Origin of the sequence: Mesorhizobium sp. 113-3-3, assembly GCF_016756495.1 — a bacterium.
GTDB lineage: Bacteria > Pseudomonadota > Alphaproteobacteria > Rhizobiales > Rhizobiaceae > Mesorhizobium.
In genome coordinates this window covers 1,653,772-1,679,606 of the sequence record NZ_AP023243.1, presented here as the reverse complement: position 1 = coordinate 1,679,606, position 25,835 = coordinate 1,653,772, and the positions used below count along the sequence as shown (strand labels likewise).

Here is a 25,835-nt window from a genome sequence, read left to right as displayed (position 1 = left end):
TATGCTTACCCAAGCACCACGTTGGCGGCGCTCTCGGGCAGGTCCTCGCCGAAGGCGCGCTGGTAGAACTCGGCCACCACCGAGCGCTCCAGTTCGTCGCACTTGTTGAGGAAGGTCAGCCGGAACGCCATGCCGATATTGCCGAAAATCTCGGCATTCTCGGCCCATGTGATGACGGTACGCGGGCTCATCACGGTCGACAGGTCGCCATTGATGAAGGCCGAACGCGTCATGTCGGCGACGCGCACCATCTTGTTGACGATGTCCTTGCCCTTGTTGTCGCGGTAGTGCTTGGCCTTGGCCAGCACGATGTTCACTTCATTGTCGTGCGGCAGATAGTTCAGCGTGGTGACGATCGACCAGCGGTCCATCTGCGCCTGGTTGATCTGCTGCGTGCCGTGATAGAGGCCGGTGGTGTCGCCGAGGCCGACCGTGTTGGCGGTCGAAAACAGCCGGAACGCCGGATGCGGACGGATGACGCGGCTCTGGTCGAGCAGCGTCAGCCGGCCCGACGATTCCAGCACGCGCTGGATGACGAACATCACGTCCGGACGGCCGGCGTCATATTCGTCGAAGCAGAGCGCGACATTGTGCTGATAGGCCCAGGGCAGGATGCCGTCGCGGAATTCAGTGATCTGCAAGCCGTCCTTGACGACGATCGCGTCCTTGCCGACGAGATCGATACGGCTGACATGGCTGTCGAGATTGACACGCACGCAGGGCCAGTTGAGGCGGGCGGCGACCTGTTCGATATGGGTCGACTTGCCGGTGCCGTGATAGCCCGACACCATGACGCGGCGGTTGTAGGCAAAGCCGGCAAGGATCGCCAGCGTCGTCGCCTTGTCGAACAGATAGTCCGGATCGACGTCAGGCACGTGTTCGCTGGTCACCGAATAGGCCGGCACCACCATCTTGGAGTCGAAGCCGAATTTATCCTTCACCGACACCGTCGTGTCGGGCAGGTTGGCGATGTCGCGATCGACCTTGTTCATATCTCTCAACGTCTCCACGGGCGAAACGTCCCGTTTCGCCGGCAATCGATTTTGTTCGGGGGCGGTCTTAGAGCCTTTTCCAACCTTATGAAAGTTGGAAAACGACACAAACCGTAGGGTCGCTCAGCACAGGCCCGCCTGTTTGAGCACGCGATAGGCCTGCAGCACATCGCGGAACCGGTCTTCCGAACCTCTGTCGCCACCATTCGCATCCGGATGGTGACGTTTCACCAGTTCCTTATAGCGCGCCTTGATATCCTTGCCAGTCGCCTTTGTATCAAGGCCAAGCGTTTCCAGCGCCTTGGCCTCAAGGGGCTTCGCCTTGCGCTCGCGCGCCTCACGCGGATCCTTCGGCCCCTTGAACAGGTCGAACGGGTCGCGCATGCGGTTGTAATAGCCGGCGCGGCCGGAGCGCATCTGCGCCATATCGGGTGATGCCATACCGGGAGAGGAGCGCGTCGAGGCGCCGTTGACGCCCATCTTCCAGGTCGGCCGATGGCCGGTCATGGCTTCCTTCTGGAAGCGCGCAACCTCGGTGTCCGGCACGCCGGAAAAATAGTTGAAGCCCTTGTTGTACTCGCGCACGTGGTCGAAGCAGAAGTGGAAATACTCGCCCTCCTTCATGCGCCCGACGGGCGCGCGATGGGTGCCCGGCTCCTTGCAGCCATCCCACTGGCAGATCGGCGAGTGCGACTTCAGCTCCGCATCCTTCTCCGGGCGGATGCGAATCTTCTCGAAATATTTGGGATACGGCTTCATCTCACCCATTTATGGGGCGTTCGCAGATGCGAAACAAGAATTGACATTTTCGCGATCATCGCCCTAACCGCTGAATCGCGGCATAAAGCAGGCGAATGGCGGATTTAGTTGCGCAATAGCGGGCCCCAGGGCTGGTGCGCCAGCCATATGTGGTGAATGGAGACGGCAATGTCCATACAGGCGACCATGGAAGACAAGCTCAACAAGGCATTTTCGCCGGAGCGGCTGGTCATCATCAACGAAAGCCATCTCCACGCCGGTCACCATCACCACGGCTCGGACCATCACGGCGCTTATGACGGCACCGGCGAGACGCATTTTCGCGTCCGCGTCGTCTCGTCCGCCTTTGCCGGCATGAGCCGCATCGACCGCCACCGCGCCGTCAACGAACTGCTCGCCGACGAATTGAAGGCTGGCGTGCATGCGCTGGCGATCGAACCGGCGGCGCCCGGCGAAAAGACGCGCTGGTAGGTCGGATCCGCCCGCCTCGGCTGGGCCGTCAGATCACCGCTTCGATCAGGAACGGCCCGCGCCGCGACAAGGCGCTGTCCAGCAGCGCGTCGAACCGCTCGCAGGTGTCGGCCCGTGCGGCCTCCACACCCATGCCCTTGGCCAGCGACACCCAGTCCAGCGCCGGATGGTCGAGGTCGAGCATGCGCCTGGCATTCTCGCCGATCGCATTGACGCCGACATTCTTCATCTCGCCATGCAGGATCGCGTAGGTCCGGTTGGAAAAGACGACCGTCACCACGTCGAGATTTTCCCGCGCTTGCGTCCACAGGCCCTGCACCGTGTACATGCCGCTGCCATCGGCCTCCAGATTGATCACCTTGCGGTCGGGACAGGCGATTGCCGCTCCTGTCGCCATCGGGATGCCGCCGCCGATCGATCCGCCGGTGCCCATCAAATAGTCATGCGGCGCGGCAAGGGCCGACAGGGCGAAGAAACGCCTGGCCGAGGTGACCGCTTCGTCGCAGACGATCGCATTGTCCGGCAGCTTGCGCGCCACCGACAGCGCGATGGCATCCTCCGTCAGCCCGCCGCTCGGCGCAGCCTCGTCAGGAAAAGCGGTTGCGAAGTCAGCCTGTTGCGATGGTTTGACGCCGAGTTCGTCGCGCAGCGCCTCCAGCGCCGCATGGAGGTCCTGCCCATGGGCGGCCAGCGTCAGCACCCGGCAGTCGTCGCGGACGAGCCGTCCCGGTTTTCCCGGATAGGCGAAGAAGGCGACCGGCTCCTTGCCGCCGACCAGTACAAGCACGTCGATATCCGCGAGCAGCGCCGTCGCCGCATCGATCGGATAGGGGACGCGTGTCGGCGCAACGCGCCCGCGCCCGCGTTGCATGCGCGCGATCAGGACCTCGCCGAACAGGCGAACGTCGCAGGCCGTCGAGATCTGGCCGGCGATCTCGAGCGCATCCGCACGTGCCGCCCGGCCACGCACGATCATGCCGACACGGCCCTGAGCGGCACGGATCGCCGCGGCGGTCTCGCGTACCGCATCCATGTCGACCTCGGGCGGCGGTGAAAGCACGACCTTGCCGGGCGACGCCGGGGCAGCATCGCCCCAGGCGGCATCCGCCGGCAGGATCAGCGTGGTGACGCCCGGCGGCGTCAGCGAGGCGCGAAAGGCCGCCTCCGTGGCCGGCTGGACGTCTTCTGGCCCGGCGATGCGGCGAACCCAGTTGGACATCGGCGCCGCCAAACCTTCGATGTCGCTGGTCAGCGGCGCGTCGAGCGGCAAGTGATAGGAGGCGTGGTCGCCGACGATGTTGATCATCGGGCTGAGCGCACGCCGGGCGTTGTGCATGTTGGCCAGCCCATTGGCCAGGCCAGGGCCGGTGTGCAGCAGCGTCGCGGCCGGGCGGTCGGTCATGCGCGCATAGCCGTCGGCCGCACCCGTCACCACGCCCTCGAACAGACCGAGCACGCAACGCATCTCGGGCTTGCGGTCGAGCGCGGCGACGAAGTGCATTTCGGAGGTGCCAGGATTGGCAAAGCAGACCTTCACGTCATTGGCCAGCAGCACGTCGCACAGCACATCGGCGCCATTCATGCATTTCTCTCCCATCCGGCGATCAGCGGAATTGCGTCAAAAACCGGCAGATGAAGCAATTGCACTCACGGATGTCCGCACGGCAATATCCCGCCGCTGCTTTTGGCATGAGCCAGTGACAGCGATGGGCGAGTGGAAATCGGCCGCGATCAACCGGCCGTCGATTTCAGGAATGCCAGCGCGGCGGCGGTCAGCGCGTCGCCATCCCTGCCGAAATCGTGATTGATCGACATGTGCGTGTACGCGCTGCCGTCGAACAGGGTGACTTTGGTCCCGGTGGCGCGCAGGCGCTCGGCAAAGGCCTTCGACTCCTCGCCACGGCCTGACGCTCCCGAATAAGCGATGAAGGTCGGCGGATGCTTGCGGCCATCGACATAGCTCGCCGGCGACAGTGCCGCCCATTGCGAGGGGTCGGAAAAGACGCGCGCATAGGCTCGCACCATGCCGCCGTTCTTCTGAAGCGCTACGAGATCATAGGCCCTGGTGTCGTCGAGCAGGAGCCCGGCGACGCCAGGCAGTCCGCCGCGCATACCGGTCAGCGCGATCAGGTGGCAGCCGGCCGAATGGCCCATACCGACAATGCGGTTGGGGTCGCCGCCATGCGCCGCGATGTTGGCCCTGACATAGGCATAGGCCTTTTCCACGTCATTGGCCTGGGTGGCGACATCGGCCTCAGGCAGCATGCGGTAATCGATGGAGACGAAGCAGAAGCCGTTGGCGAGCAGGAAGGCCGGCTTTGCGCCAACCTGGCTGCGTTTGCCGAATTCCCAGGCCCCGCCATGGACGAAGAAGACGACCGGCAGGCCGCTGGCGCCATCGGGCGCATAGATGTCGAGCTTGGCCGGACCGTAGTCGAAAGTTTTGGGTGATGGCGAGGATTGGCGCGCAAACGTCGTGGCCGGCAGAAAGGCCGCCATCGAAGCCAGAAGCAGGGTTCGCCGATCGATCATCATCTTCTCCTGACCGCCCGGCGCAAAATGCACCATGGCGCGGCGGAGTTCCAATGAAGGATCGGTAACGTGGCCTGTGACGGCGCTATGCGACCGGCCTGATCCTCAACCGGGCGATGCGGTTCTTGTCGCGCTTCATGACAATGAAGCGCTTGCCGTGGAAGGTAAAAGCCTGCTTTTCCTCGGGGATCGACTGCGCCTCGTGGATGACGAGGCCGGCAATCGTCGTCGCTTCCTCGTCCGGCAGGTTCCAATCGAGCGCCCGGTTCAGGTCGCGGATCGGCACATTGCCGTCGACCACGACGGAGCCGTCGGCCTCCTGCTTGACGCCCTGGATGTCGACATCGTGCTCGTCGGCGATCTCGCCGACGATCTCCTCGATTATGTCCTCCAGCGTCACCAGACCCTCGACCTCGCCATATTCGTCGACGACGACGGCAAAATGCGCCTTGCGGCGCAGGAAGGCATTGAGCTGTTCCTGCAGCGTCGTGGTGTCGGGCACGAACCAGGGCTTCGAGGCGATCTTCATCACGTCGATCTTGGAAAAGTCGTTGCCGACTTCGTTCAGCGCACGCAGCAGATCCTTGGCGTGCAGTACGCCGACAATGTTGTCGAGCGAGCCCTTCCACAGCGGCATGCGTGTGTGCGGGCTCTGCAGGATCTCGCGCACCACCGCCTCCGGCGCATTGTCGGCATTGACCGAGCGCATATTGGTGCGGTGGACCATGATGTCGGAGACTTCGAGCTCTTCGAGATCGAACAGGCCGCCGATACGGTCGCGGTCCTCGCGCACCACCTGGCCGTCGCGGCGAAAATCGTCGACTGCGCCGCGCAACTCGTCCTGGCTGGAGCGCTGCGGCTCGATGCGCGAAAGCTCGTAGCCGAACATGGCGAGAAGGCGCGTGCGCACGGCAACAACCAGGAGGATGAGGATGGCAAGGACGGCGACGACGACCCAACCCGTCTCGTTGCCCATCTCAGTCGGCTTTCCGGTTGGCTGGATGGTTTTCCCTGAGGAACGACAGCACTTCCGAAGCCGGCACGTCCTTGGCAATGAAAGCCTGGCCGATGCCGCGCGTCAGGATGAAGGTCAGCGCCCCGCGCGACACCTTCTTGTCCTGCGTGATGAATGAAAGCAGCGCTTCGGCATCGGGCAATTCGCCTGGAATATCGGACATCCGCCAGGGCAGGCCGACGGCGCGCAGATGCGTCTCGACGCGCGCCGCGTCGTCGGGGCTGGCCAGATTGAGCCGCGAGGAAAACCGATGCGCCAGCGCCATGCCGATGGCGACCCCTTCGCCATGGACGAGGCGGGCGCCGTCATACTGCGTGGCGGCTTCGAGCGCGTGACCGAATGTATGGCCGAGATTGAGCAAAGCGCGGTCGCCTGTCTCGAATTCGTCGCGGGCGACGACATCGGCCTTGGCGCGGCAGGCCTCGGCAATCGCCTCTCCCCTCTCCCGCCCGCCGGCGAACACCTTTTCCCAGTTCGCCTCGAGCCAGGCGAAGAATTCCGGCCGGTCGATCAGCCCGTATTTGGCAAGTTCAGCATAGCCGGCGCGGAATTCGCGGATCGGCAGCGTGTCGAGCACTTCCGTGTCGGCCAGCACCAGCCTGGGCTGCAGGAAGACGCCGACAAGGTTCTTGCCGCGCGGGCTGTTGATGCCGGTCTTGCCGCCGACCGAGGAATCGACCTGCGCCAGCAGCGAAGTCGGGATCTGCACGAAATTCATGCCGCGCCGCACGATGCCGGCGGCAAAGCCGGTGAGATCGCCGATGACGCCGCCGCCAAGCGCGATGACGACGTCGCCGCGCTCCAGCCTGGCGGCCAGAACGCCGTCCACCACCTCTTCGAGATGAGCAAAGCTCTTGGTCTTCTCGCCGGGCGGCAACGTGATGACGGTTGGCTGGATCCCGCCCTTCTCGAGCCCTGTCTTCAGCGTATCGAGATGCGCGGCGGCGACATTCTCGTCGGTGACCACAGCGGCGCGCGTACCCGGCAGCCGGCGCGAAATCTCCTCGCCCGCGCGTGACAAAAGGCCTGAACCGATCAATATGTCGTAGGCCCGGTCGCCAAGCCCGACTTCGACGGTGACTGGCTGATCCGCTCTCACGATTCGACCTCTCCCGTCGCTGCAATCTCATCGATGCCGAAATGCCGGCACAGTGCGTCCAGCACCTCCGCCGCGATAACTTCCTTGCGGTCGTCGCGGGTCGGCACGGTAACATCCGATGTCGCGTAGACCGGGTAGCGCTCGCCCATCAGCCGCTCCAGCACGGCGCGGGGGTCAGCACTTTTCAACAGCGGCCGGTTTTGCTTCTTCGAAACCCGCTCCATCAGAAGATCGAGCTCCGCCTTCAGCCACACCGACACGCCATGCGCGGCGATCGCCTCGCGCGTCTGCGCGTTCATGAAGGCGCCGCCGCCGGTCGAAAGCACCTGCGGACCATTTTCCAGCACGCGCAGGATCACGCGCTGTTCCAGGGCCCTGAACTCGGCCTCACCATAGCGTTCGAACAGCTCCGGCACGGTCATGCGCGAGACGCTTTCGATCTCCTGGTCGCTGTCGATGAAAGGCAGCGAAAGCATCGTCGCCACCTTGCGCCCGATCGCCGTCTTGCCTGCGCCCATCAGGCCGACAAAGACGATCGACCGGCTGCCCAGTCGGCCAAGCAGCGCTGAGTGGCTCTCGCCTGGAGGATTTGCCTGGGTCATCAGCTGTTTCTTGGGCCCTCTTTGCCGGCGTATCGACATGAAAAGCCGGTTTGCGTCAAGCGTGCCGAGCACGGGCAAGCCTATATCGGCCGGGGGAAACCCGCATCAGAAGTTGCTAACAGGCCTCCGCTTCTTCCTTGAATTGGCCGGATTGGCGTCCCATAAGGGCACAGGGTTTGGAAACGCAGAACAAGAAGACGGGCGAAAATTGATGCCGACACTGTTTCGCTTTGTCGTGACCCTCGCGATTCTGGCCGGCATTGCCTATGGTACGATGTTCGCGCTGGTGATGTTCGTCGAGCCGAAAAAAGCGGAGATGAGCGTGCGCATCCCGCCGGAAAAGCTGAACCCCAAGAAAAACTGACCTGAAGAAAACCGATCCCCAAGGATGAACAGCGCCGCCCGCATCGAGGCCTTCCTGGAAATGATGAGCGCCGAGCGCGGCGCCGCCGAAAACACGCTGTCCTCATACCGACGCGACCTCGAAGACGCTTCCACCGAGATCGATGGCGGACTTGCCGGTGCAGGTGCCGCCGATATCCGCGCCTATCTCGACGACATCGCCGCGCGCGGCTTCGCGCCGACCTCGCAGGCGCGCAAACTGTCGGCGATCCGCCAGTTCTTCAAATTCCTCTACGCCGAAGGCCTGCGCACCGATGACCCGACCGGCACACTGGACAGCCCGAAAAAGGGCCGACCGCTGCCCAAGACGATGAGCGAGGCCGACACCGGCCGGCTGATTGACCGCGCCGCTGTGGAAGCCGGCGATGCCGGGCTCGGCTACAGCGACAGGCTGGCAGCGCTTCGCCTTCACGCGCTGGTCGAGGTGCTTTACGCCACCGGCCTGCGCGTTTCCGAACTGGTCGGTCTGCCGGTGACGGTTGCGCAGCGCGACGACCGTTTCTTCATGGTGCGCGGCAAGGGTGACAAGGAGCGCATGGTGCCGCTGTCGGCCAAGGCGCGCACGGCAATGCGCGCCTGGCTTGCCGCCCGGACCGCAGTGCCCGCTTTCGCCGAAAGCCCGTTTTTGTTTCCGGCTGCCTCCGACAGCGGCTATCTCTCGCGCCAGGTCTTTGCCCGCGACCTGAAAGGGCTGGCGGCACGAGCCGGCATCGCCTCGGCCAAGATATCGCCGCATGTGCTGCGCCATGCTTTCGCCAGCCATCTCCTGCAGAACGGCGCCGATCTCAGGGCGGTGCAGCAGCTGCTTGGCCATGCCGACATATCGACGACACAGATTTACACCCATGTGCTGGAGGAGCGGCTGGTGCGGCTGGTCAACGATCATCATCCGCTTGCCGACTAGGCCTCATATCGCTATGTGAGGACGACATTTCACCGCCGGGAGCCTTGGTTTCAAGGGTTCCGCAGTTCTTGCCTTCCGAAATATCGGTCCGCCCAAGCATGTATAATTACCTCGATTTCGAAAAGCCGGTGCAGGATCTGGAGCTCAAGATCCTCGAGCTCAAGAAGCTTGCCGAGAATGGCGAGGCGGTCGATGTCGCCGATGAGATCGCCAGGCTGGAGAAGCGTTCCCACGACGCGCTGCGCGAACTCTACAAGGCCCTGACACCATGGCAGAAGGTGCAGGTGGCACGCCATTCCGACAGGCCGCACTGCGTCGACTACATCAAGGGCCTGTTCAGCGATTTCACGCCGCTGGCCGGCGACCGCAATTTCGGCGATGACCAGGCGATCGTCGGTGGCTTTGCCCGCTTTCGCGGCGAGCCCATTGCGATCATCGGCCAGGAAAAGGGTTCGGACACGACGAGCCGCCTGAAACACAATTTCGGTTCCGTGCGCCCCGAAGGCTACCGCAAGGCGGTGCGTTTGATGGAGCTTGCCGATCGTTTCAAGATCCCGCTTCTGACGTTGGTCGACACCGCTGGCGCCTATCCCGGCGTCAGTGCGGAGGAACGTGGCCAGGCCGAAGCCATCGCGCGCTCGACCTCAGCCTGCCTTGGCCTGAAAGTGCCGTCGATCTCGGTGGTCATCGGCGAAGGCGGTTCGGGCGGCGCCATCGCCATCGCCACCGCCAACCGCGTCTACATGCTCGAACATGCCATCTATTCGGTGATTTCGCCTGAAGGGGCAGCCTCGATCCTGTGGCGCGACACCACCCGCTTGAAGGATGCGGCGACCAATATGAAGATCACCGCGCAGGATCTTCTGCAATTGAAGATCATCGACGGCATCATTCCCGAGCCGATGGGCGGCGCCCAGCGCGCGCCCGAAACGGTGATTGCCGCGACCGGCGACCTCATCGCCAAGACAATGAAGGAATTTGCCGGCGCCAACACCGACTTCCGCGAACAGCGCCGCGAGAAATATCTGGCGATGGGCCGCAGCCTCTGACGGTCCTCTGACGGCGGAACAAGGCCGTCGGAACCCCTCCCTCGCGGCAATATGGCGGCAATGAGCAATTTCGCCACAAAAATGCCGCCGGATTCGCGTCAATGAAATTGCCGTGAAGGATTGGTCGAAGCTTGCGGTAAGGAATTTTCAAGGTTAACGGGCTTACGGTCCGTCGGTGTTCAGCATACGGGCTCGGCAGTTTCGAAGCCATTGGCCCGAGGGAAAAGACATAGCCGTATCCATGTTTGCCAAGCTCGCCCGCACCGGAGTCCTCGTCGCCTCAATAGCCGTCGCCGGCTGCAATGATTCGTCGATGAAGGACTTTGCCCCTGAAGCCAACAAGCCGCTGCCGGACAAGATCCTGGCCGACATGAAGGCCAAGGGCATGGTGCGCACCTCCTCGGTGATGGCACGCATCTTCAAGGAAGAGGGCAAGCTCGAGATCTGGAAGGCCAAGACCAATGGCCGCTACGACATGGTCGCGAGCTACGACATCTGCAAATGGTCGGGCAAGCTGGGTCCCAAATACACCGAAGGCGACCGCCAGGCGCCGGAAGGCTTCTACACGGTCCGCCCGTCGCAGATGAATCCGCGCTCCAACTACCACCTGTCCTTCAACATCGGTTTTCCAAACGCCTATGACCGCGCCAATGGCCGCACCGGCCAGAATTTGATGGTGCACGGCGCCTGTTCGTCCTCGGGCTGCTATTCGATGACCGACGCGCAGATCGAGCAGATCTATGCCTTCGGCCGCGACGCCTTCCAGGGTGGGCAGACGGAATTCCAGGTCCAGGCCTTTCCGTTCCGCATGACCGCCGCCAACATGGCGCGCTACCGCAACGACCCGAACTACGAGTTCTGGAAGATGCTGAAGGTCGGCTACGACAATTTCGAGGTCACCAAGGTTCCGCCGAAGGTCGACGTCTGCGAGAAGCGCTACGTCTTCAACCAGGTCGCCGCCGATGGCCAGACCTTCGATCCGACCGGACCGTGCCCGGCAACCACCCAGCCGGATTCGCTGAAGAGCGCCTACAACGCCTATCAGAGCAGCTACGACGCGGCCTTCAACAGCGCGCTCAAGGCAAGTGTGCCGCCGCCGAAGCCGACCATCGCCGGTGTCAAGGAAGCCAGCATCGTCTCCGACTGGTCGAAGCGCCGGGCGCGCGGCGAGCGCGTGCCGATCGATCCGCCTTCGCTCAATTCCGACGGCTCGGTGACCGAGACGGCGCGCATGGGCCGCATCGATTCGCCCGCCGGCCGCAAGATGGCGGCACTGGAGGCCGAAAAAGCCGCCAAGCAGAAGGCCGAGGAACAGAGGCTGGCCGCCATAGAGGCCGCCAAGCAGGCCAAGGCGGCCGCAAAGGCACAGGCGCTGGCCGAAAAGGAAGCGGCCAAGGCGCAAGCCGTGGCGGCAAAGGAAGCAGCCAAGGCCGCCAAGGAAGCCCCGGTCGCCACCGCCACCATCGCCGCCCCGGCGGCGGCCGCGCCGGAAGCCGAAACGCAGGCAGCGAGCGCCGATGAGAGCCGGGTGACAAAGCTGAAGAACAAGCTGCTCGGCATGTTCGGCGGCTGAGCTTGGTCTTGGCCAGGGATACCGCTATCTACGACCTGAAAGGGCTGAATTGCCCTTTGCCGGTACTGAAGGCAAAGAAGCGCCTGGCCGGGATGGAGCCGGGCAGCCGGCTCTGGCTCGAGACCACCGATCCGCTCGCCGTCATCGATATTCCCGCCTTCTGCGCGGACGCCGGTCACCAGCTGGTTGAAACGGCCGCGATGTCAGGCGGCCATCGATTCCTGGTCGAGCGCGGCGAGACCGCCTGAATTCGATGTAAACGCTATCTTCCGGCGATCGCCAGCGGATTGTTTTCCAGTGCCGCACGGTCGGGTGTGTCGATCGACGGCCGGTTGGTGAAGGCGGCGAACAGCCGGCGCACATAGTCTTCCGGCATGTCAAGCGTGATCAGCACCAGCCGCGTGCCGCGCTGGCCGTCCGGCCAGGCGGGCAGCCTTGCCGGCGGATGCAGGATCTTCTGCACGCCGTGGATGACCAGCGGGCGTGAGGGATCTTCGCGGAGTTCGATCACACCCTTCATGCGCAGCAGTTTCTCGCCATGCGTCGAACGCAACAGGTCGAGGAACATTTCTATTGCCGAAAACGGCACCGGACCGTCATGGACCAGCGAATAGGAACGCACGCGCTGATCGTGGCGATGGCCATGGTCATGACTGTGATCATGACTATGCCCGTGGTCATGACCGTCATGGTGATGGTCGTGATCATGTGCCGCTTCCTCGCCGAGCCAGCGGCGCACGTGGGCGGATTTGGTGGCGGGATTGTAGAGGCCGCAGTCAAACAGCGCCGCCACACCCGTTGTTGAATTGCCGGCATCGAGCAGTTCGGCGCCGGGATTGATCTGCCGCAGGCGCATGCGCAGCGTGTCGAGGTCGCCGGCATCGGTCGCCAGGTCGGCCTTGCTGAGCACGATACGGTCGGCGACGGCGACCTGCTTGACCGCCTCGACATGGCCGTCGAGCGTGGCGTTCCCGTTGACCGCGTCGACCAACGTGATGACGCCGTCGAGCCGAAAAGCCTGGACGAGCGCCGGATGCGCCATGATCGACTGCAGCACCGGCGCCGGGTCGGCCAGTCCCGTGGTCTCGACGATGACGCGGGTAAGCCGGGCGATGCGGCCGGTCTGCAGCCGGTCGACCAGGTCGGCCAGCGTGTCGACCAGTTCGCCGCGCACGGTGCAGCACAGGCAGCCGTCGGAAAGCTGGATGATGCCGTCGGAAGCCTGCTCCACCAGCAGATGGTCGATCGCCACCTCGCCATATTCGTTGATGATGACCGCCGTGTCGGCCAGCGCCGGGTCCTTCAGCAGCCGGTTGAGCAGCGTCGTCTTGCCCGCTCCAAGGAAGCCGGTCAGCACCGAGACGGGGATCGGGAATCCGCTCATCAGGTCAGTTCGCGACCTTGACCGGCTGGTCGCCTTGCGCTGCGGTACCCACCACTTTCGGGCCGGTGCCAGCCGGTACCGGCTTGTCGGGCCGCCAGCTCGGGATCGGCACGTCGGCATATTCCTGGCCGCCCTGGTCGAGCATCGCCTTGGGTGCCGGGCCCGTCGCGCCGCCGAGGCCGACGGCAACCAGCGTCGGCACATGGTCGAGCTTTTCCTGATAGGGCGATTTCGGCGCGTCCTTGACGGCAGCCGCAGGCGGCGCCTCGGACTGCTCCTCCGGCGTCTTCTTCTTGCAAACCTCGTCATGCATGTCGTTGGGCGAGACCGTGTCGCCATAAGGCGCCAGCGTCGCAACGGTGGCCGAGCCGGCGGCTTGCGTGTCGAACCCCTGGTCGAGCAGTTTTGCCGCGGCCTCGGCACGGCTGACCGCCGACTTCTCGCCAAGCACGACCGCGACCAGCGTACGGCCGTTGCGCGTCGCCGAACCGATCATGTTGAAGCCGGAAGGGCAGACGAAGCCCGTCTTCATGCCATCGGCGCCGGGATAGCGGCCGATCAGGAGATTGTAGTTCGGAATGGCCTTCTTGCCGACGGCGAGACCTTCGATCGAGAACCACGACGCATATTGCGGAAACTCGCGGCGGATCGCCATCACCAGGACCGAAAGGTCGCGCGCCGTCGTGTACTGGTCGGGCGAATAAAGGCCGTTCGGGTTGACGAAATGGGTGCCGTTCATGCCGAGCCGGGCCGCCTCGGCATTCATCCTTTCGGCGAAGGCGGCCTGTGAGCCGCCGACATTCTCACCGACCGCCATGGCGATGTCGTTGGCCGATTTGACCAGCATCATCTTCAGCGCATTGTCGAGCCGCATCACCGAGCCCGGCTTGAAACCCATCTTGCTTGGCGGCTCGCCGGCGGAATGCTTGGTCACCTTGATCGGCGAATCGAGCTGGACCTCGCCGGCCGCGATCGCACGGAAGGTCACATAGGCGGTCATCAGCTTGCTGAGCGAGGCCGGATACCAGCGTTTGAAGGCATCCTGATGCTGCAGGATCTGGCCGTTCTTCAGGTCGAAGACAACCACCGGATTGGCCAGCGCCGATCCAGCCAGGACCGACAGCATGATTGCGCCAGCCGAGAATAGTTTGAGGAAATGCCTGTGCCGCATGATCTAATCCGAAATCGCCTCTTGCCCTGATTGCCCCTGGCTCCGTAAGATTTCGTTACGCGACCGCCAGCAGAATAGGTCCGACCCTCAAAAAACGGACCGCATCGGTGCGGTGCTATTTAGCCTATGTGACGCCAACATGGCAAAGTGCCTGACAATCACAATTCCAAAACCCCGGGCACAATTGTAAAACCCGGGCACAATTGCAAAACACCAGGCTGAAGCCGGCTGCTCCAACAACGAATGGAACCATCATGCCAATCCTGAACCGCGCCGCTGAAATGCAGGACGAAGTCGCCGGCTGGCGCCGGCATCTGCACCAGACACCGGAGCTGAATTTCGATGTCTTCAAGACGGCGGCTTTCGTCACCGAAAAGCTGAAGGAGTTCGGTTGCGACGATGTGGTCACCGGCCTCGGCAAGACCGGCGTCGTCGGCATCATTCGCGGCCGCCAGGGTGAAGGCGCCACCATCGGCCTGCGCGCCGACATGGATGCGCTGCCGCTCAACGAGATCACCGGCAAGCCCTATGCCTCGACCGTTCCCGGCAAGATGCACGCCTGCGGCCATGACGGCCACACGGCGATGCTTTTGGGTGCGGCCAAATACCTCGCCGAGACGCGCAATTTCGCTGGCTCCGTGGCGGTCATCTTCCAGCCGGCAGAGGAAGGCGGCGGCGGCGGCAACGAAATGGTCAAGGACGGCATGATGGAGCGATTCGACATCGCAAAAGTGTTCGGCATGCACAACATGCCGGGCCTGCCGGTCGGCCAGTTCGCCATCCGCCCGGGCCCGATCATGGCCGCGACGGCCGAATTCACCATCACCGTGAAAGGCCGGGGCGGCCATGCCGCGATGCCGCACGGCACGATCGATCCGATCGTCATCACCAGCCAACTGGTCGGCGCGCTGCAGACGATCGCCTCGCGCAGCACCGATCCGGTCGAGGCCGTGGTGGTCTCTGTGACCAAGTTCCATGCCGGCGACGCCTACAACATCATTCCGGAATCGGCCGAGATCGCCGGCACCGTGCGCACCTTGCGCAAGGAAATCGCCAAGAAATCCGAAGAGCGCATCCGCACCATCTGCGACGGGCTGGCGACCGCCTTCGGCGCCAAGATCGAAGTCGACTACCAGGCGAACTACCCCGTCACCTTCAACCATGCCGAAGAGACGGTGTTTGCAAGCGATATCGCGGCCAACGTCGCCGGTGACGCCCATGTCCACCGCGGCATCCAGCCGGTGATGGGCGGCGAGGATTTCTCCTACATGCTGGAAGCCCGCCCCGGCGCCTTCATTTTCATCGGCAATGGCGACACCGCCGGTCTTCACAACCCGGCCTACGATTTCAACGACGAGGCCATTCCGCACGGCATGAGCTACTGGGTGAAACTGGCGGAAACCGCGCTGGCCGCCTGAAGTTTATTGCCAGAAGGCCGGCCGATTGCATGCGGTCGGCCTCTTGGCGAAACGGTCCGAAGCGGTTATGTGTCGGACCGCGTGGTCCCGTAGCTCAGTAGGATAGAGCGGCAGATTCCTAATCTGTAGGTCACAGGTTCGATTCCTGTCGGGATCACCAATGTTTTCAAAGGGTCCGTCAGAAATTCTTCGTTGCGACAGCTGTGGTCGAGCGTAACCCATGATCAAACAGGAGTTGATCGGACGTTTAAATAAGCCGTGGCCGCAAGGGCTATGGATCGAGCCCTTGCTTGACCCAGCTCACATTGGCGAACCTGTTTTGGTTTAGCGACAGCTACCAAATTGCAAGAGAGACGCACTCACAGCAGCGATGCTTCCGAGATGATTTTTCTCTCTCGTAGATTTATCTCGCTGGGCATTTTCCTGCGGATGGGCAACACGTCGAACTTGAACCCAGTCCTTAGCAAGCCCCACGCACCAGCCGGCGCAAAGAGCGTCACGCCGATGGCGAGAATTCCCAGAACGATGAAGTAGACTGACCCGATATTGCCCATTGTCTCACGCAGCACGAAGTAGATGACGACGCCGACAATGGGCCCTTCCAGGGTGCCGATGCCACCAAGGATGACCGAAAACAGTATCAGCGCCATCCAGTTCACCGAAAAGGCGGCAGTCGGGCTGACCTGGAGGGCTATCATGTAGTAGCAGGCGCCGGCCGCTCCGGAAATCGCGGCCGTAATCAGAAGGATGTATGTCTGTGTCCTGCGGATCGGAACGCCCATGGCTTCTGCGGCTACCGGGCTATCCTTCATGGCACGCAAAGCCAATCCGAAACGGCCCCGCATCAGAAAGACACAGAGCACAAGCGCGGTCATGAGAACTATTGCGGACGTACTGTAGGTCGCCAGAATGCGGACGGAGCGATTCACTCCGCGCATTGCGGTAAGGGAAATCCCGCCACCGGCTCCGAGAGAATTGGTGTGATACACCACAAGGCGCACGACTTCTGAAACAACCCAGGAACCAATTGCAAGCTGTGCGCCCCCTAACCTGAACAGGACCGGCGTGATGGCGAGTCCGAACGTCGCGCAAACCAGCGCCGACAGGATGACGAGGGGGAAAGGTGTCAGTTCAAGGCTGTTTGCTGCAACGAACAAGGTGTAGCCGCCGATACCGATAAAAACCTGAAACCCCATGAACACAATGCCGCCGAACCCCGCCAACAAGTTCCACATCAGGGCAATCGACAACACCGCCGCGACTTCCGTGATTAGAACGACAGCTTGCCGCGACGCCACCAGCGGAACGGCAACCAGAATGGCGGCGGTGATCGCCAGGGCGAACAATGAACGAGCAAAAGGTGAAACCGAGTTCATGTGCGCGCCCTCTTTGCGAAGAGACCGTTGGGCACGGCGAGGAGCCCGACAAGAAACACGAGGTGTCCGACCAGGGGACCGAGGCTCGGGATAATCAGCGTTCCCGCGGACTGCGACAGGCCGAGAATAATGCCTCCGAAAAGTGTGCCCCAAACGGAACCCAGACCTCCCAGGATGACGGCTTCGAAAGCAAAGAGCATACGTTCGGGGCCGGTCGAGGGGTCGAATGTTCCCCGCATTCCGTAGAAGATTGCCGCGACAGCCGATATTGCCAATGCCACCCCCATTGCGTTCGCGAATACCTTCTTGGTGGCGATCCCCATCAACTGCGCCGTTTGCTCGTTGTCGGAGGTTGCACGAACTGCGCGGCCAAAGCGTGTGGCGCCAAAGATCTTGGCCGTGACGGCGAAAATGCCGACTGATACGACAAGCGTCAGGAGAGGCAGAATACCGACGGTCACCGGACCAAGCTTAACCGCCGCAGCCCCGAGCGCACCCGGATCAAGACTTCTCGTATCGGCGCTGAAAAGCTCCAGCATCACGTTTTGGAGAATGATCGACAAGCCGAAAGTCACGAGAATTGGCGGCATATCGCCACGACCAAGGGTACGTTCGATGAAAAGGCGCTGCACCGCCCAACCCACCGCAAACATAATCAACGCGATGAGGGGCATTGCCAAAAGAGGATGAATGCCGAGGAAGCCGGTTACCTGCAACGCCAAGAAGGCAGAGAATACGATAAAGTCCCCATGCGCCATGTTGATCTGTCGCATGAGTCCCAAGCACAGTGACAAACCGAGACCGTAAAGACCGTACAGTGCTCCGACCAGTGCTCCATTGATGAGCGTTTCCAACATTTCAGTGCATCCCGAAATAGGCGTGCGAAATTTCGGCGCGGTCTGCGTTAGCGGAAGCGCCGGTAAGCACGATCTGACCGTGCCGCACGCAGGCAAAGCGGTTGGAGACCGAAAGCGCTCTGGCAATGTCCTGCTCGACAAGGATCGTGGTCAGCCCTTCGGACCTTAACCTGTCGAACGCAACATAGACCGTGTCGACCGCGACGGGAGAAAGGCCAAGCGAAAGCTCGTCGCATAGCAGAACGTCCGGGTTGGACATCAAGGCGCGACCGATTGCGACCAGTTGCTGCTGTCCGCCCGAAAGCGCCGTGGATGGTCGCTTGCGAAATTCCGCAACCGTTGGGAATATCTCGTAGACCCGCTCCAGGGTCCATCGACCGGAACGCCGGCAATGAGCACCGACAAGAAGATTTTCTTCGACCGTCAGGCTTGGAAAGAGCTGACGGCCTTCCGGCACCATTGACAACCCCGCGCCAACGATCTGCATCGGCGACATCGAAGAGATGTCGCCTCCCCGGAGGGTTACATGCCCGGATTGCGGCTTAATGCGTCCCGTGAGCACGGCAAATGTGGTTGTTTTGCCTGCGCCATTGGCGCCGATTAGAGCCAGCGTCTCGCCCCGGCTCATTTCGAGGCTAATCCCAAATAGCACCGGCAGGGGCCCGTAGCCGGCCCTCAAATCAGTTACTGTTATCATGGCTATCCGGCTCCATGCCGAGGTAGATCTGCCTGACTTTCGGCATCTGCATGGTCTGTTGCGGATCGCCGTGGGCAATAATTTGCCCATCACCCAGAACGGCCAGTTGATCAGCCGTATTGGTCAATACATGCACGAGGTGCTCGATCCAGATGATTGCAACGCCACTCCGTGCAAATGTCTGAACGAGCTTGGCCACTCCCGCGGCCTCGTCATCGGTAAGCCCCCCCGCAATCTCGTCCAGCAGAAGCACCGAAGGTCTCGTCGCCAGTGCTCGAGCCAGTTCCAGGCGCTTGCGATCCAGAAGAGGTAGCGTCCCTGCGATCGTATCGCCGCGATCATGAAGACCACACGTTTGGAGCACCTCAAACGCGGTGGTTTCAGCTTCGTGGTTCGGGAGGGCCGCACCGAATCTGGCGGCGACCAGAACATTCTCGAAAACCGTCATGTGCGCAAAGGTTTGGGGTATCTGGAACGTGCGGCCGATACCGGCCACCGCTCGAGCCGATGCACGAAGTGGTGTTACGTCGATCCCGTTCAGAAACACTTCGCCTGAGGACGGCGCAAAGGCGCCGGAAATGACGCCGAAAAGAGTAGTCTTTCCCGAACCGTTGGGGCCGATGATCCCGAGAATTGTCCCGGGATCGACTTTGATGCTCACCCCATTCAGCACGACCGGCCCGCCATAGGATTTTATGACATTTTGGACAACGAGGGCCGGAGACGTGCCAGTCGCCTCCATGACTTAAGCTTTCGCGCCAAGGGTCATGGTGAAATCCGCCTGGACAGGGACCTCAGGCGCGTTCTTGTTGTAGGTCACCTTCAGATCGTATTTGCCATCTGGCTGGAGACGCCACTGACCGCCAGCAATCTTCAGTTTCGCGACGTTCTTGATCGGGCTTCCAGCCCAGTCGATGTCCCCGACCACCGTCGTCAACTTCGTGTTCTTGATGACGCTCTGAACGGCATCGGGATCTGTCGGATCGGCCGCGTTCTTCAGCGCATTGATGCCGACCTCCCAAAGTGCGTGAATGACGCCAATTGGCTGCGTCCATCGCTTGCTTGTGGTTTTCTGGTAGTCGTCTGCAAGCTCCTTGCATGATTGACCGGTCAGCGTGGACTTGAACGGGTAGCTTGGCGCCCACCAGATTTCGGTAGACATGCCGTCGCCATTCTGGCCGAGGGCTTCGACGCCAGATGGAAACAGAAGCGCCTTGGCCGGGGTCGCAATCTTCGGCTTGAAACCGAGTTGCTGCGCCTGGCGCCAAAAAACAGCCCATTCGGGCGGAGCAAACAGACCGGTGACAATGTCACATCCGGCATCGCGGAAAGCGACGATCTGACGGGAGAAGTCATCCGCGCCAGGCTGGAAGGTCCCGACATCGACAACCTTGTAGCCGCCTTTGCCAAGCGATGCCGGGAAACCGATTTCCGGGTTGGCGAAAACCTTGCCGGGGGGATCATTTGACCAAACGGTGCCAACTATCTTGTTGGTTTGCTGGCCATCCCACATGCCGATGAATGTCTGGATGATGTCCTCGATGCCCCAGAAGAAGTGATTTACGTAACTGAAGCCCTTGTCGGGTTTGCCATTGAGCGGAAACATCCAGCCCTGCCAGGGATCCATCGTGGTGATGCACGGAACACCGGCGACTTCGCATTGCGAAGCGACCGGTACATTGGTCAGCGCGCCCTGAGCGAGCATCAAATTGACGCCGTTGCCATTGATGAGCTGGCTTGCGGATGTTGCCGAGCGGTCGGAGTTCGATTGGTCGTCGATGGCGGTGATTTCCACCTTGTAGTTTGTGCCGTTGACCTTGAGTCCATCTTTCAGGACTTCACGAACCTTGCCGAGCATGAAGGGATCGGCTTCGGCAAATGGTGCGAGAGCTCCTGTCTGCGGGCTGATGTACCCAATACGCAGTGTGGGCGCCGACGCGATGGCAGGTGCAGGCAGAATGGATGAAACGGCACCCGCGACTGCGCCAGTCCCCACCACCTCAAGGAGCTTGCGGCGGGTCAGTCCCCGCGTGTTCTTTGAAAGAGTCATGTCCTATCCCTCTGAAGCATTCGCCGTTCGTTCGGCTTGTTGGCTGCCGACAATTTGGTGCATGCCGGTAAGGTGATAGTAAGAGGTTCCTCCAAGCGTCGGCATCAACAGAATTGCGGATAACTGTGGTGGTATGGAAGGCTGGCGAGAAATGACGCCATCAACAAAAACGGAGCCGAAGCTCCGCTTTTGTGCCTATCCGGGAGGATGCTTCAGGCTGGCGGTTGTTACGGTCGAGCCAGTGCAGGGCTGATCGCCACCGGACCGACATGGTGATCATGTTCGTGATCCTCGGAGTGATCGTGATCAAGCTCCTCAAGGGCACCGTCCGGGATGGGCTCGAGATCCTTGCGGAAATCTATCGGCTGGCCATGCGCAGTATGGTAATAGGATCGGCGCCAGTGTTCGCTATATTCGCGGATCTCCTTGATTGTGAGAAAACCTGCGTTCGTCGCGATCTTCTCCAGGGCCAGCATCCATTGGCGGTAGTAGGCGGCATTGACTGCCTCACCTTCCCGTTGAGGTGATGACCTTATCTCTTCGGAGAAGACGTTCACCCATTCGTTCCAACCGAAATGGCCTTCTCGTGACAGCTGCACCGCGACCGCAAAGGCTTCCGCCTGCCACGGCTCGGAAAAGGCGGGACCGTTTTCGAGCCATTCGGGGCCAATTTCGCGTTCATCTGCAACCATGAACTCACTCCTCAGCCTGCAGGTAACTTTCCCAAAGGCTCAGATAGACGGCGCCGGGGCCATCATTGCTGCTCCCCCAAAGTGCGGCGCTGTCAAAACGCACGCGATAAAGATGCTCCGGGCACTCCCCTCGCCCATGACCATGTTTATCGGGAAAGACATGCGCCCCTTCACAGGCGACGATCGTTCCATTCTTGCCGGCTGCGTAGCGTGGCAAGCGCGTGTGTGTAGCCGGGCTGTCGTTAACTGTCCGGACCTCGTCACCCGGCTTGAAACAAGGCTTGGTGTCTACTTCCCGCAATGTCGAGGCGCCAGTAGCGATTGCAGTGGCGACCATCTCTTTCGGCAGCATCAGAGATCGCTCCCTTTTACAGCGAGTTGGGCCAGCCGGGCATCATACTCTTCCCTGGTGACGATGCCTTTCGCTATCAGAAGATCCTCAAGTGAGTGTAGCCAGTGTTCGAAGTAGGATGTCTTGAGATATTCGAGCGGCGCCATGCGTTCCATGGAATGGCGGCTTTCGTCGATATTGAAGCAGCCGGCGGCAAGTAAAAGAAGGTTCACCGCGAAAGTCGTCTCTTCCCATTCGGCCTTGAAAAGCGGCTCGTCGTCATTCCTCACAACAGGGCCAAACCCCTGCATCCCACCCATGTCTGCTATGGAGTGCATCGTTGCTCTCCCTTCAAGACCGATGTGGGGAAAGGGGGATGCCGGTTCCGATCATGGAATCTCGCGTCACGAGCTCGACTAGTCTCTCCTCACTCCAGTCCTCGGTTGCGTCAGGTCGCATGGGCAGGACCATGTAGCGGATCTCCGCATTGCTGTCGTACACCCTTACTTCGCAGTCGCTCGATATCTTCAAGCCGAACTCGGCAAGCACCGCGCGCGGCTCGATGACGATGCGGCTGCGATATGGCGCGGATTTGTACCAAGTAGGCGGCAGACCAAGTACCGTCCATGGATAACAGGAGCAGAGCGTGCAGACGATAACGTTGTGAACTTCCGGCGTGGTCTCCAGGACCACCATGGCTTCACCCTGAAGACCGCTCACATTCAGCTCTTTCAGAGCCTCCGTGCCATCTGCCAAAAGTCGCTGTTTAAAATCCGGGTCGGTCCAGGCACGAGCGACCACCTTTGCACCGACACGCGGGCCGAGTTTGTTCTGAAAAATGTCCACAATCTCTGCAACGGCGCCGGGGTCGATCTTCCCCTTTTCAACCATCAAGGTTTCAATCGCCTTGATCCTAAGCGCCGGATCGGACGGTGGTACGGTATGATCTTGGTGGCTCATCTCGCCCGCCATTCAACAAATCGATTGGTCACCAATATGCTCTAGAGCGGCCGCTCATCGTATCATCAATTTTGTGGAGGGTCACATCGCGAGCGATGAATGCAGACAATCCGCGCATAGCGCGTCTGCGGCATCTCAATCCGTAACAGCAAGCGTTGTGTTCATTTCAGAGGTCGGCAGATCGAGCACCGTGCGAACGCCCGCCTCACCGGCTGCCGCCAATCCATGAAAGATGGCGCGACCAACAGCGCCATGCATTCCCCCACCGCCAACGCCTTACGCTCAGCTCTTACTATTTGTGCTCGACGTCAGTCCTCTTAGTTCATCCAGCAGTTTCAAAGACGGAACCGGAAGCAGGCCGCGGCGCCGACGAAATGCCACAAGGGTACGACGTCCATCCACCCCCGCAATCGAGAGGGGTGCGACCAATCCCGCACGTCGTTCGGGCTCGAACATTGGCTCCGCCATCCAGCTCAGGAAGCCGGAGTCGACGACAAGGCTCTTGAGCACGGTGATCGAGCGCGTTCTGACGACGATATCAGGCAGCCCGAGACCCTGCTCGGCGAAAACGCGTTCGAGATGCTGGTGAGGACCGGTACCGGCCGGCGGGATAGTCCATCTCTCCTGGAGAGTATCACCGAGAGCCAGCTTGCGCCGGCGCCTGAGCGGATGCTCCGCAGCAACGATGATATGACTGGTGTCCTGCCACCGGCAATCACGAATCGCCACAATTTCATCCGTGTCAGGCGATTCCGCGCCAAGGGCGAGATCGATCTCGTGTTTCGCAAGACCCGCGGCCAACAAATCCCAAACGCCTTCCACGACATCGAAGTGCAGCCCGGGCCATTTTCGTAGCGTGCGCTCGATGGCGGGCGGCAGGATCGAACTGGCAATGCTTGCGACCGCGCCAACGCGAACGGTACCCTTTCCCCCGCCACGCAAGGCTTGAATCTCCTCCAGGGCCTGTGCGGCCCCGGCATGCAGCGAAGTGGCGTGCGGCAGAAAGGCCTTCCCGATCTCGGTCAGCTGCATGCCTTTTGAGTGGCGCTCGAAGAGATCGGTCCCAAGCTGCTCCTCAAGGCGCTTGATGGCTCGGCTGAGTGCGGGCTGCGTCATGTTGAGCACGATGGCCGCCCGGCCAAGGCTTCCCGCCTTGACGATCGCCGTGAAAGTCGCCAGTTGCTCGACGCTCAATGCCATAACCAAGTGTAATGACTTCTCCCTTCTTATGCAATTCCTTGCAAGGGCTCGCGGTTCTAGTCTGGGATGAGGATCGATAGAAATCCGAGACAGGAGGAACCATGGGTATTGTCGACGCGCCGGAGTTGCGACGCGTGAGCGCGCCGACCGTGCGGGATGCCGCCATCGATCTGCTGCGTCGTCTCAACATGACGTCGATCTTCGCCAACCCCGGATCGACGGAATTGCCGTTGTTCCGGAACTTCCCCGAAGACTTCCGCTACATTCTCGGGCTCCAGGAGGCCGTCGTCGTCGGTATGGCCGACGGGTTCGCGCAAGCGACCCGCAACGCGTCTTTTGTCAACCTGCATTCGGCGGCAGGTGTAGGCAATGCGATGGGAAACGTCTTCACCGCGTTCAAGAACCGAACGCCCCTCGTGATCACGGCCGGACAGCAGGCCCGCTCCATCCTCCCTTTCGATCCGTTTCTCGCCTCCCGGGAAGCAACCGAGCTTCCCAAGCCCTATGTGAAATGGAGCGTCGAGCCCGCTCGCGCAGAGGACGTGCCCCTCGCCATCGCGCGCGCTTACTACGTGGCGATGACGCAGCCCTGCGGTCCAGTTTTGGTCTCGGTGCCCGTCGACGACTGGGATCGCGCCGCGGAGTACGTGCCATCGCGGATCGTCAGCCAGCGGGTCCGCCCCGATGCCGCCATCCTCGAAAAGATCGGAAACGCGCTAGACGATGCGAAACGACCCGTGTTCGTCGTCGGGGCGGCTGTCGATCGCGACGAGGCATTCGACGAAACGCGCCTGCTCGCCGAGGCACACAACGCCAGAGTCTTCGCTGCGCCCATGTCCGGGCGTTGCAGCTTCCCGGAGGATCATCCTCTGTTCGCCGGATTCCTGCCTGCGATCCGCGACAAGATCGTCGGCCTGCTTCAGGGCCACGACCTCGTCTTCGCTATCGGCGCGCCGGCTTTCTCTTATCATGTCGAGGGGTTCGGGCCGCATCTGCCGGCCGGAGCCGAACTCTGCCAGTTGACCGACGATCCCCAGACCGCCGCCTGGACGCCGCAGGGAATGGCCGCGATCGGCAGCGTGCGACTCGGGCTGCTGGATCTTCTTGCTCGCGCGACACCGACGAAGCGCGGGGCGCCGCCGGCGCGCGCTATCGCGCCGAGGGTAATGCCGACGGTGCCGCTCTCAACTGCGTATGTCATGCAAACCATTGCAGACACAAAACCTGCGGACGGCATTATCGTCGAGGAGGCGCCAGGCGCCCGATCCGTAATGCAGACGCATTTGCCCATCACGCAGAGCGGAGCCTTCTACACGATGGACAGCGGCGGACTCGGCTACGGCATGCCGGCGGCCGTGGGCGTAGCGCTCGGCAAGCCCGGCCACCGCGTGGTCGCACTGGTGGGCGATGGCTCGAGCCTCTACTCGATCCAGGCAATCTGGAGCGCGGTGCAACTCGGTCTGCCCGTCACGTTCGTCATTCTCAAGAACGGGCGCTACGCAGCGCTACAGGATTTCGCACCCGTGTTCGGCTTTAGTTCGCAAGAGCATGTCCAGGGCACCGACCTTCCCGGGCTCGATTTCGTCTCGATTGCGAGGGGCCTGGGTTGCTCCTCAGTTCATGTCAGGAATGCCACAGGCCTGCATGACGCTTTTGCCGAGGCAATTTCATCCGAGCGACCAACTCTGATTGAAGTCGAGGTCGAGGACAGAGACGTGCACCAATAAACAAGAACCAGGGGAGGAAGACATGAACACAATTTCGATGCTGATCGACGGCGAACCAGAAGCGGCCACCGGTAAGGCCACGTTTGAGCGCGCAAATCCACTCGATGGCCAGATCGCAACGCGAGCGCCGGCAGCAACGGCGGGCGATGCGGTTGCGGCCGTGGAAGCAGCCGCCACAGCCTTCCCGAACTGGGCTGCCACAGGGCCCTCGGAGCGTCGCGCTCCTCGCGTCCCGCATCCAGTCCGGGATCTGCCATATCAATGGCCCGACCGTGCATGACGAAGCCCAGATGCCGTTCGGAGGAGTCAAGGATAGCGGATACGGGCGGATCGGAGGCAAGGCAGGAATCGCTGAGTTCACCGACCTCCGCTGGATCACTATCCAGACAAGCGAACGACATTACCCGTTCTGATCAGGCGCGAGCCCGATCTCATTCTCCAATGAATTGACGTTGCTCTCTCAGCATTGCTGGAGAGGCGCGGGGAGAGTTCGCGCAAAGGGAGGAGCAGGGTGTCAGATCACCAGCTACAGCGCCATGGGATCGACTTTCTCGGCTCCGGCGCGAAGCCGCCC

The 25,835-nt window shown here is 61.7% G+C and carries 29 protein-coding genes, 1 tRNA gene and 1 pseudogene; 11 read left to right on the top strand and 20 right to left on the bottom strand.

Annotated features, from left to right (window positions below; genetic code table 11):
* Positions 1-5 precede the first annotated feature (5 nt).
* Entirely contained in the window at positions 6-992 is a 987-nt protein-coding gene (gene cobS / locus JG746_RS08130; protein ID WP_027047444.1) for a cobaltochelatase subunit CobS, read from the bottom strand.
* A 123-nt stretch (positions 993-1,115) separates the two neighbouring features.
* Positions 1,116-1,760: a J domain-containing protein gene (locus JG746_RS08125; protein ID WP_202357674.1), complete on the bottom strand. Its 645-nt coding sequence runs from the start codon at positions 1,758-1,760 to the stop codon at positions 1,116-1,118.
* A 159-nt stretch (positions 1,761-1,919) separates the two neighbouring features.
* On the opposite strand from JG746_RS08125, the gene JG746_RS08120 reads away from it, so the two are divergent.
* Positions 1,920-2,222, top strand: a complete 303-nt coding sequence (locus tag JG746_RS08120; protein WP_019861455.1) for a BolA family protein — start codon at positions 1,920-1,922, stop codon at positions 2,220-2,222.
* A 28-nt stretch (positions 2,223-2,250) separates the two neighbouring features.
* Here the strand turns inward: JG746_RS08120 and JG746_RS08115 are convergent, their stop codons facing one another.
* The 5 genes from JG746_RS08115 to JG746_RS08095 form a co-directional block, all read right to left on the bottom strand.
* Positions 2,251-3,804, bottom strand: a complete 1,554-nt coding sequence (locus tag JG746_RS08115) for an acetolactate synthase large subunit (RefSeq protein WP_202357673.1) — start codon at positions 3,802-3,804, stop codon at positions 2,251-2,253.
* 149 nt (positions 3,805-3,953) lie between these two features.
* A complete protein-coding gene (locus JG746_RS08110; RefSeq protein WP_202357672.1) occupies positions 3,954-4,754 on the bottom strand; it encodes an alpha/beta hydrolase in 801 nt (266 codons plus the stop codon).
* Positions 4,755-4,839: 85 nt separating this feature from the next.
* A complete protein-coding gene (locus JG746_RS08105; RefSeq protein ID WP_202357671.1) occupies positions 4,840-5,730 on the bottom strand; it encodes an HlyC/CorC family transporter in 891 nt (296 codons plus the stop codon).
* Position 5,731: 1 nt separating this feature from the next.
* Positions 5,732-6,868 carry a 3-dehydroquinate synthase gene (aroB, locus tag JG746_RS08100; protein ID WP_202357670.1) on the bottom strand — a complete coding sequence of 379 codons (1,137 nt, stop codon included), beginning with the start codon at positions 6,866-6,868 and terminating at the stop codon, positions 5,732-5,734.
* A complete protein-coding gene (locus JG746_RS08095) occupies positions 6,865-7,470 on the bottom strand; it encodes a shikimate kinase (RefSeq protein ID WP_202357669.1) in 606 nt (201 codons plus the stop codon). Before JG746_RS08095 ends, aroB begins: the two co-directional genes overlap by 4 nt.
* A 211-nt stretch (positions 7,471-7,681) precedes the next feature.
* On the opposite strand from JG746_RS08095, the gene JG746_RS08090 reads away from it, so the two are divergent.
* The 5 genes from JG746_RS08090 to JG746_RS08070 all read left to right on the top strand — a co-directional run bounded on the left by JG746_RS08090 (position 7,682) and on the right by JG746_RS08070 (position 11,646).
* A complete protein-coding gene (locus JG746_RS08090; protein WP_015315495.1) occupies positions 7,682-7,834 on the top strand; it encodes a hypothetical protein in 153 nt (50 codons plus the stop codon).
* 24 nt (positions 7,835-7,858) lie between these two features.
* Entirely contained in the window at positions 7,859-8,776 is a 918-nt protein-coding gene (locus JG746_RS08085; protein ID WP_202357668.1) for a site-specific tyrosine recombinase XerD, read from the top strand.
* Positions 8,777-8,874: 98 nt separating this feature from the next.
* A complete protein-coding gene (locus JG746_RS08080; RefSeq protein WP_202357667.1) occupies positions 8,875-9,825 on the top strand; it encodes an acetyl-CoA carboxylase carboxyltransferase subunit alpha in 951 nt (316 codons plus the stop codon).
* 241 nt (positions 9,826-10,066) lie between these two features.
* Positions 10,067-11,398: a L,D-transpeptidase family protein gene (locus JG746_RS08075; RefSeq protein WP_202357666.1), complete on the top strand. Its 1,332-nt coding sequence runs from the start codon at positions 10,067-10,069 to the stop codon at positions 11,396-11,398.
* Between the two features lie 8 nt (positions 11,399-11,406).
* Entirely contained in the window at positions 11,407-11,646 is a 240-nt protein-coding gene (locus JG746_RS08070; RefSeq protein WP_202357665.1) for a sulfurtransferase TusA family protein, read from the top strand.
* Between the two features lie 14 nt (positions 11,647-11,660).
* On the opposite strand, the gene JG746_RS08065 is transcribed toward JG746_RS08070, so the two are convergent.
* A complete protein-coding gene (locus tag JG746_RS08065; RefSeq protein ID WP_202357664.1) occupies positions 11,661-12,782 on the bottom strand; it encodes a CobW family GTP-binding protein in 1,122 nt (373 codons plus the stop codon).
* Positions 12,783-12,786: 4 nt separating this feature from the next.
* On the bottom strand, positions 12,787-13,953 hold the full coding sequence (locus tag JG746_RS08060) for a D-alanyl-D-alanine carboxypeptidase family protein (protein WP_202357663.1): 1,167 nt from the start codon (positions 13,951-13,953) through the stop codon (positions 12,787-12,789).
* A 254-nt stretch (positions 13,954-14,207) separates the two neighbouring features.
* Here JG746_RS08060 and JG746_RS08055 point away from each other — a divergent pair, with 254 nt between their 5' ends.
* Together JG746_RS08055 and JG746_RS08050 are read left to right on the top strand one after the other, a co-directional pair.
* Positions 14,208-15,371 carry a M20 aminoacylase family protein gene (locus JG746_RS08055; RefSeq protein ID WP_202357662.1) on the top strand — a complete coding sequence of 388 codons (1,164 nt, stop codon included), beginning with the start codon at positions 14,208-14,210 and terminating at the stop codon, positions 15,369-15,371.
* Positions 15,372-15,454: 83 nt separating this feature from the next.
* Positions 15,455-15,531 (top strand) — tRNA-Arg (locus JG746_RS08050).
* 199 nt (positions 15,532-15,730) lie between these two features.
* Here JG746_RS08050 and JG746_RS08045 read toward each other — a convergent pair.
* From JG746_RS08045 to JG746_RS07995, 11 genes are all read right to left on the bottom strand, one after another.
* A complete protein-coding gene (locus tag JG746_RS08045; RefSeq protein WP_202357661.1) occupies positions 15,731-16,747 on the bottom strand; it encodes a branched-chain amino acid ABC transporter permease in 1,017 nt (338 codons plus the stop codon).
* A complete protein-coding gene (locus JG746_RS08040) occupies positions 16,744-17,604 on the bottom strand; it encodes a branched-chain amino acid ABC transporter permease (RefSeq protein WP_202357660.1) in 861 nt (286 codons plus the stop codon). Before JG746_RS08040 ends, JG746_RS08045 begins: the two co-directional genes overlap by 4 nt.
* 1 nt (position 17,605) lies before the next feature.
* Positions 17,606-18,301 carry an ABC transporter ATP-binding protein gene (locus tag JG746_RS08035; RefSeq protein ID WP_202357659.1) on the bottom strand — a complete coding sequence of 232 codons (696 nt, stop codon included), beginning with the start codon at positions 18,299-18,301 and terminating at the stop codon, positions 17,606-17,608.
* Entirely contained in the window at positions 18,285-19,043 is a 759-nt protein-coding gene (locus tag JG746_RS08030) for an ABC transporter ATP-binding protein (protein ID WP_202357658.1), read from the bottom strand. Before JG746_RS08030 ends, JG746_RS08035 begins: the two co-directional genes overlap by 17 nt.
* A gap of 3 nt (positions 19,044-19,046) precedes the next feature.
* Positions 19,047-20,351 carry an ABC transporter substrate-binding protein gene (locus JG746_RS08025; protein WP_202357657.1) on the bottom strand — a complete coding sequence of 435 codons (1,305 nt, stop codon included), beginning with the start codon at positions 20,349-20,351 and terminating at the stop codon, positions 19,047-19,049.
* Positions 20,352-20,578: 227 nt separating this feature from the next.
* Positions 20,579-21,043, bottom strand: a complete 465-nt coding sequence (locus JG746_RS08020; protein WP_202357656.1) for a nitrile hydratase accessory protein — start codon at positions 21,041-21,043, stop codon at positions 20,579-20,581.
* A 4-nt stretch (positions 21,044-21,047) separates the two neighbouring features.
* Positions 21,048-21,395, bottom strand: a complete 348-nt coding sequence (locus JG746_RS37650; RefSeq protein WP_202357655.1) for an SH3-like domain-containing protein — start codon at positions 21,393-21,395, stop codon at positions 21,048-21,050.
* A complete protein-coding gene (locus JG746_RS37645) occupies positions 21,395-21,712 on the bottom strand; it encodes an SH3-like domain-containing protein (protein ID WP_202357654.1) in 318 nt (105 codons plus the stop codon). Before JG746_RS37645 ends, JG746_RS37650 begins: the two co-directional genes overlap by 1 nt.
* Before the next feature lie 13 nt (positions 21,713-21,725).
* On the bottom strand, positions 21,726-22,346 hold the full coding sequence (gene nthA, locus JG746_RS08005) for a nitrile hydratase subunit alpha (protein WP_202357653.1): 621 nt from the start codon (positions 22,344-22,346) through the stop codon (positions 21,726-21,728).
* Between the two features lie 123 nt (positions 22,347-22,469).
* A complete protein-coding gene (locus tag JG746_RS37825) occupies positions 22,470-22,592 on the bottom strand; it encodes an alpha-hydroxy-acid oxidizing protein (RefSeq protein ID WP_202357652.1) in 123 nt (40 codons plus the stop codon).
* 24 nt (positions 22,593-22,616) lie between these two features.
* Positions 22,617-23,534 carry a LysR family transcriptional regulator gene (locus JG746_RS07995; RefSeq protein ID WP_202359290.1) on the bottom strand — a complete coding sequence of 306 codons (918 nt, stop codon included), beginning with the start codon at positions 23,532-23,534 and terminating at the stop codon, positions 22,617-22,619.
* Positions 23,535-23,635: 101 nt separating this feature from the next.
* Between JG746_RS07995 and mdlC the strand changes: the two genes are divergently transcribed.
* The 3 genes and pseudogenes from mdlC to JG746_RS07980 form a co-directional block, all read left to right on the top strand.
* Entirely contained in the window at positions 23,636-25,261 is a 1,626-nt protein-coding gene (gene mdlC, locus JG746_RS07990) for a benzoylformate decarboxylase (RefSeq protein ID WP_202357651.1), read from the top strand.
* A gap of 22 nt (positions 25,262-25,283) precedes the next feature.
* A complete protein-coding gene (locus JG746_RS37820) occupies positions 25,284-25,541 on the top strand; it encodes an aldehyde dehydrogenase family protein (RefSeq protein WP_202357650.1) in 258 nt (85 codons plus the stop codon).
* A pseudogene (locus JG746_RS07980) lies at positions 25,486-25,674 on the top strand (aldehyde dehydrogenase family protein); the annotation flags it as partial. The gene JG746_RS37820 and the pseudogene JG746_RS07980, both read left to right, overlap by 56 nt.
* Positions 25,675-25,835 lie beyond the last annotated feature (161 nt).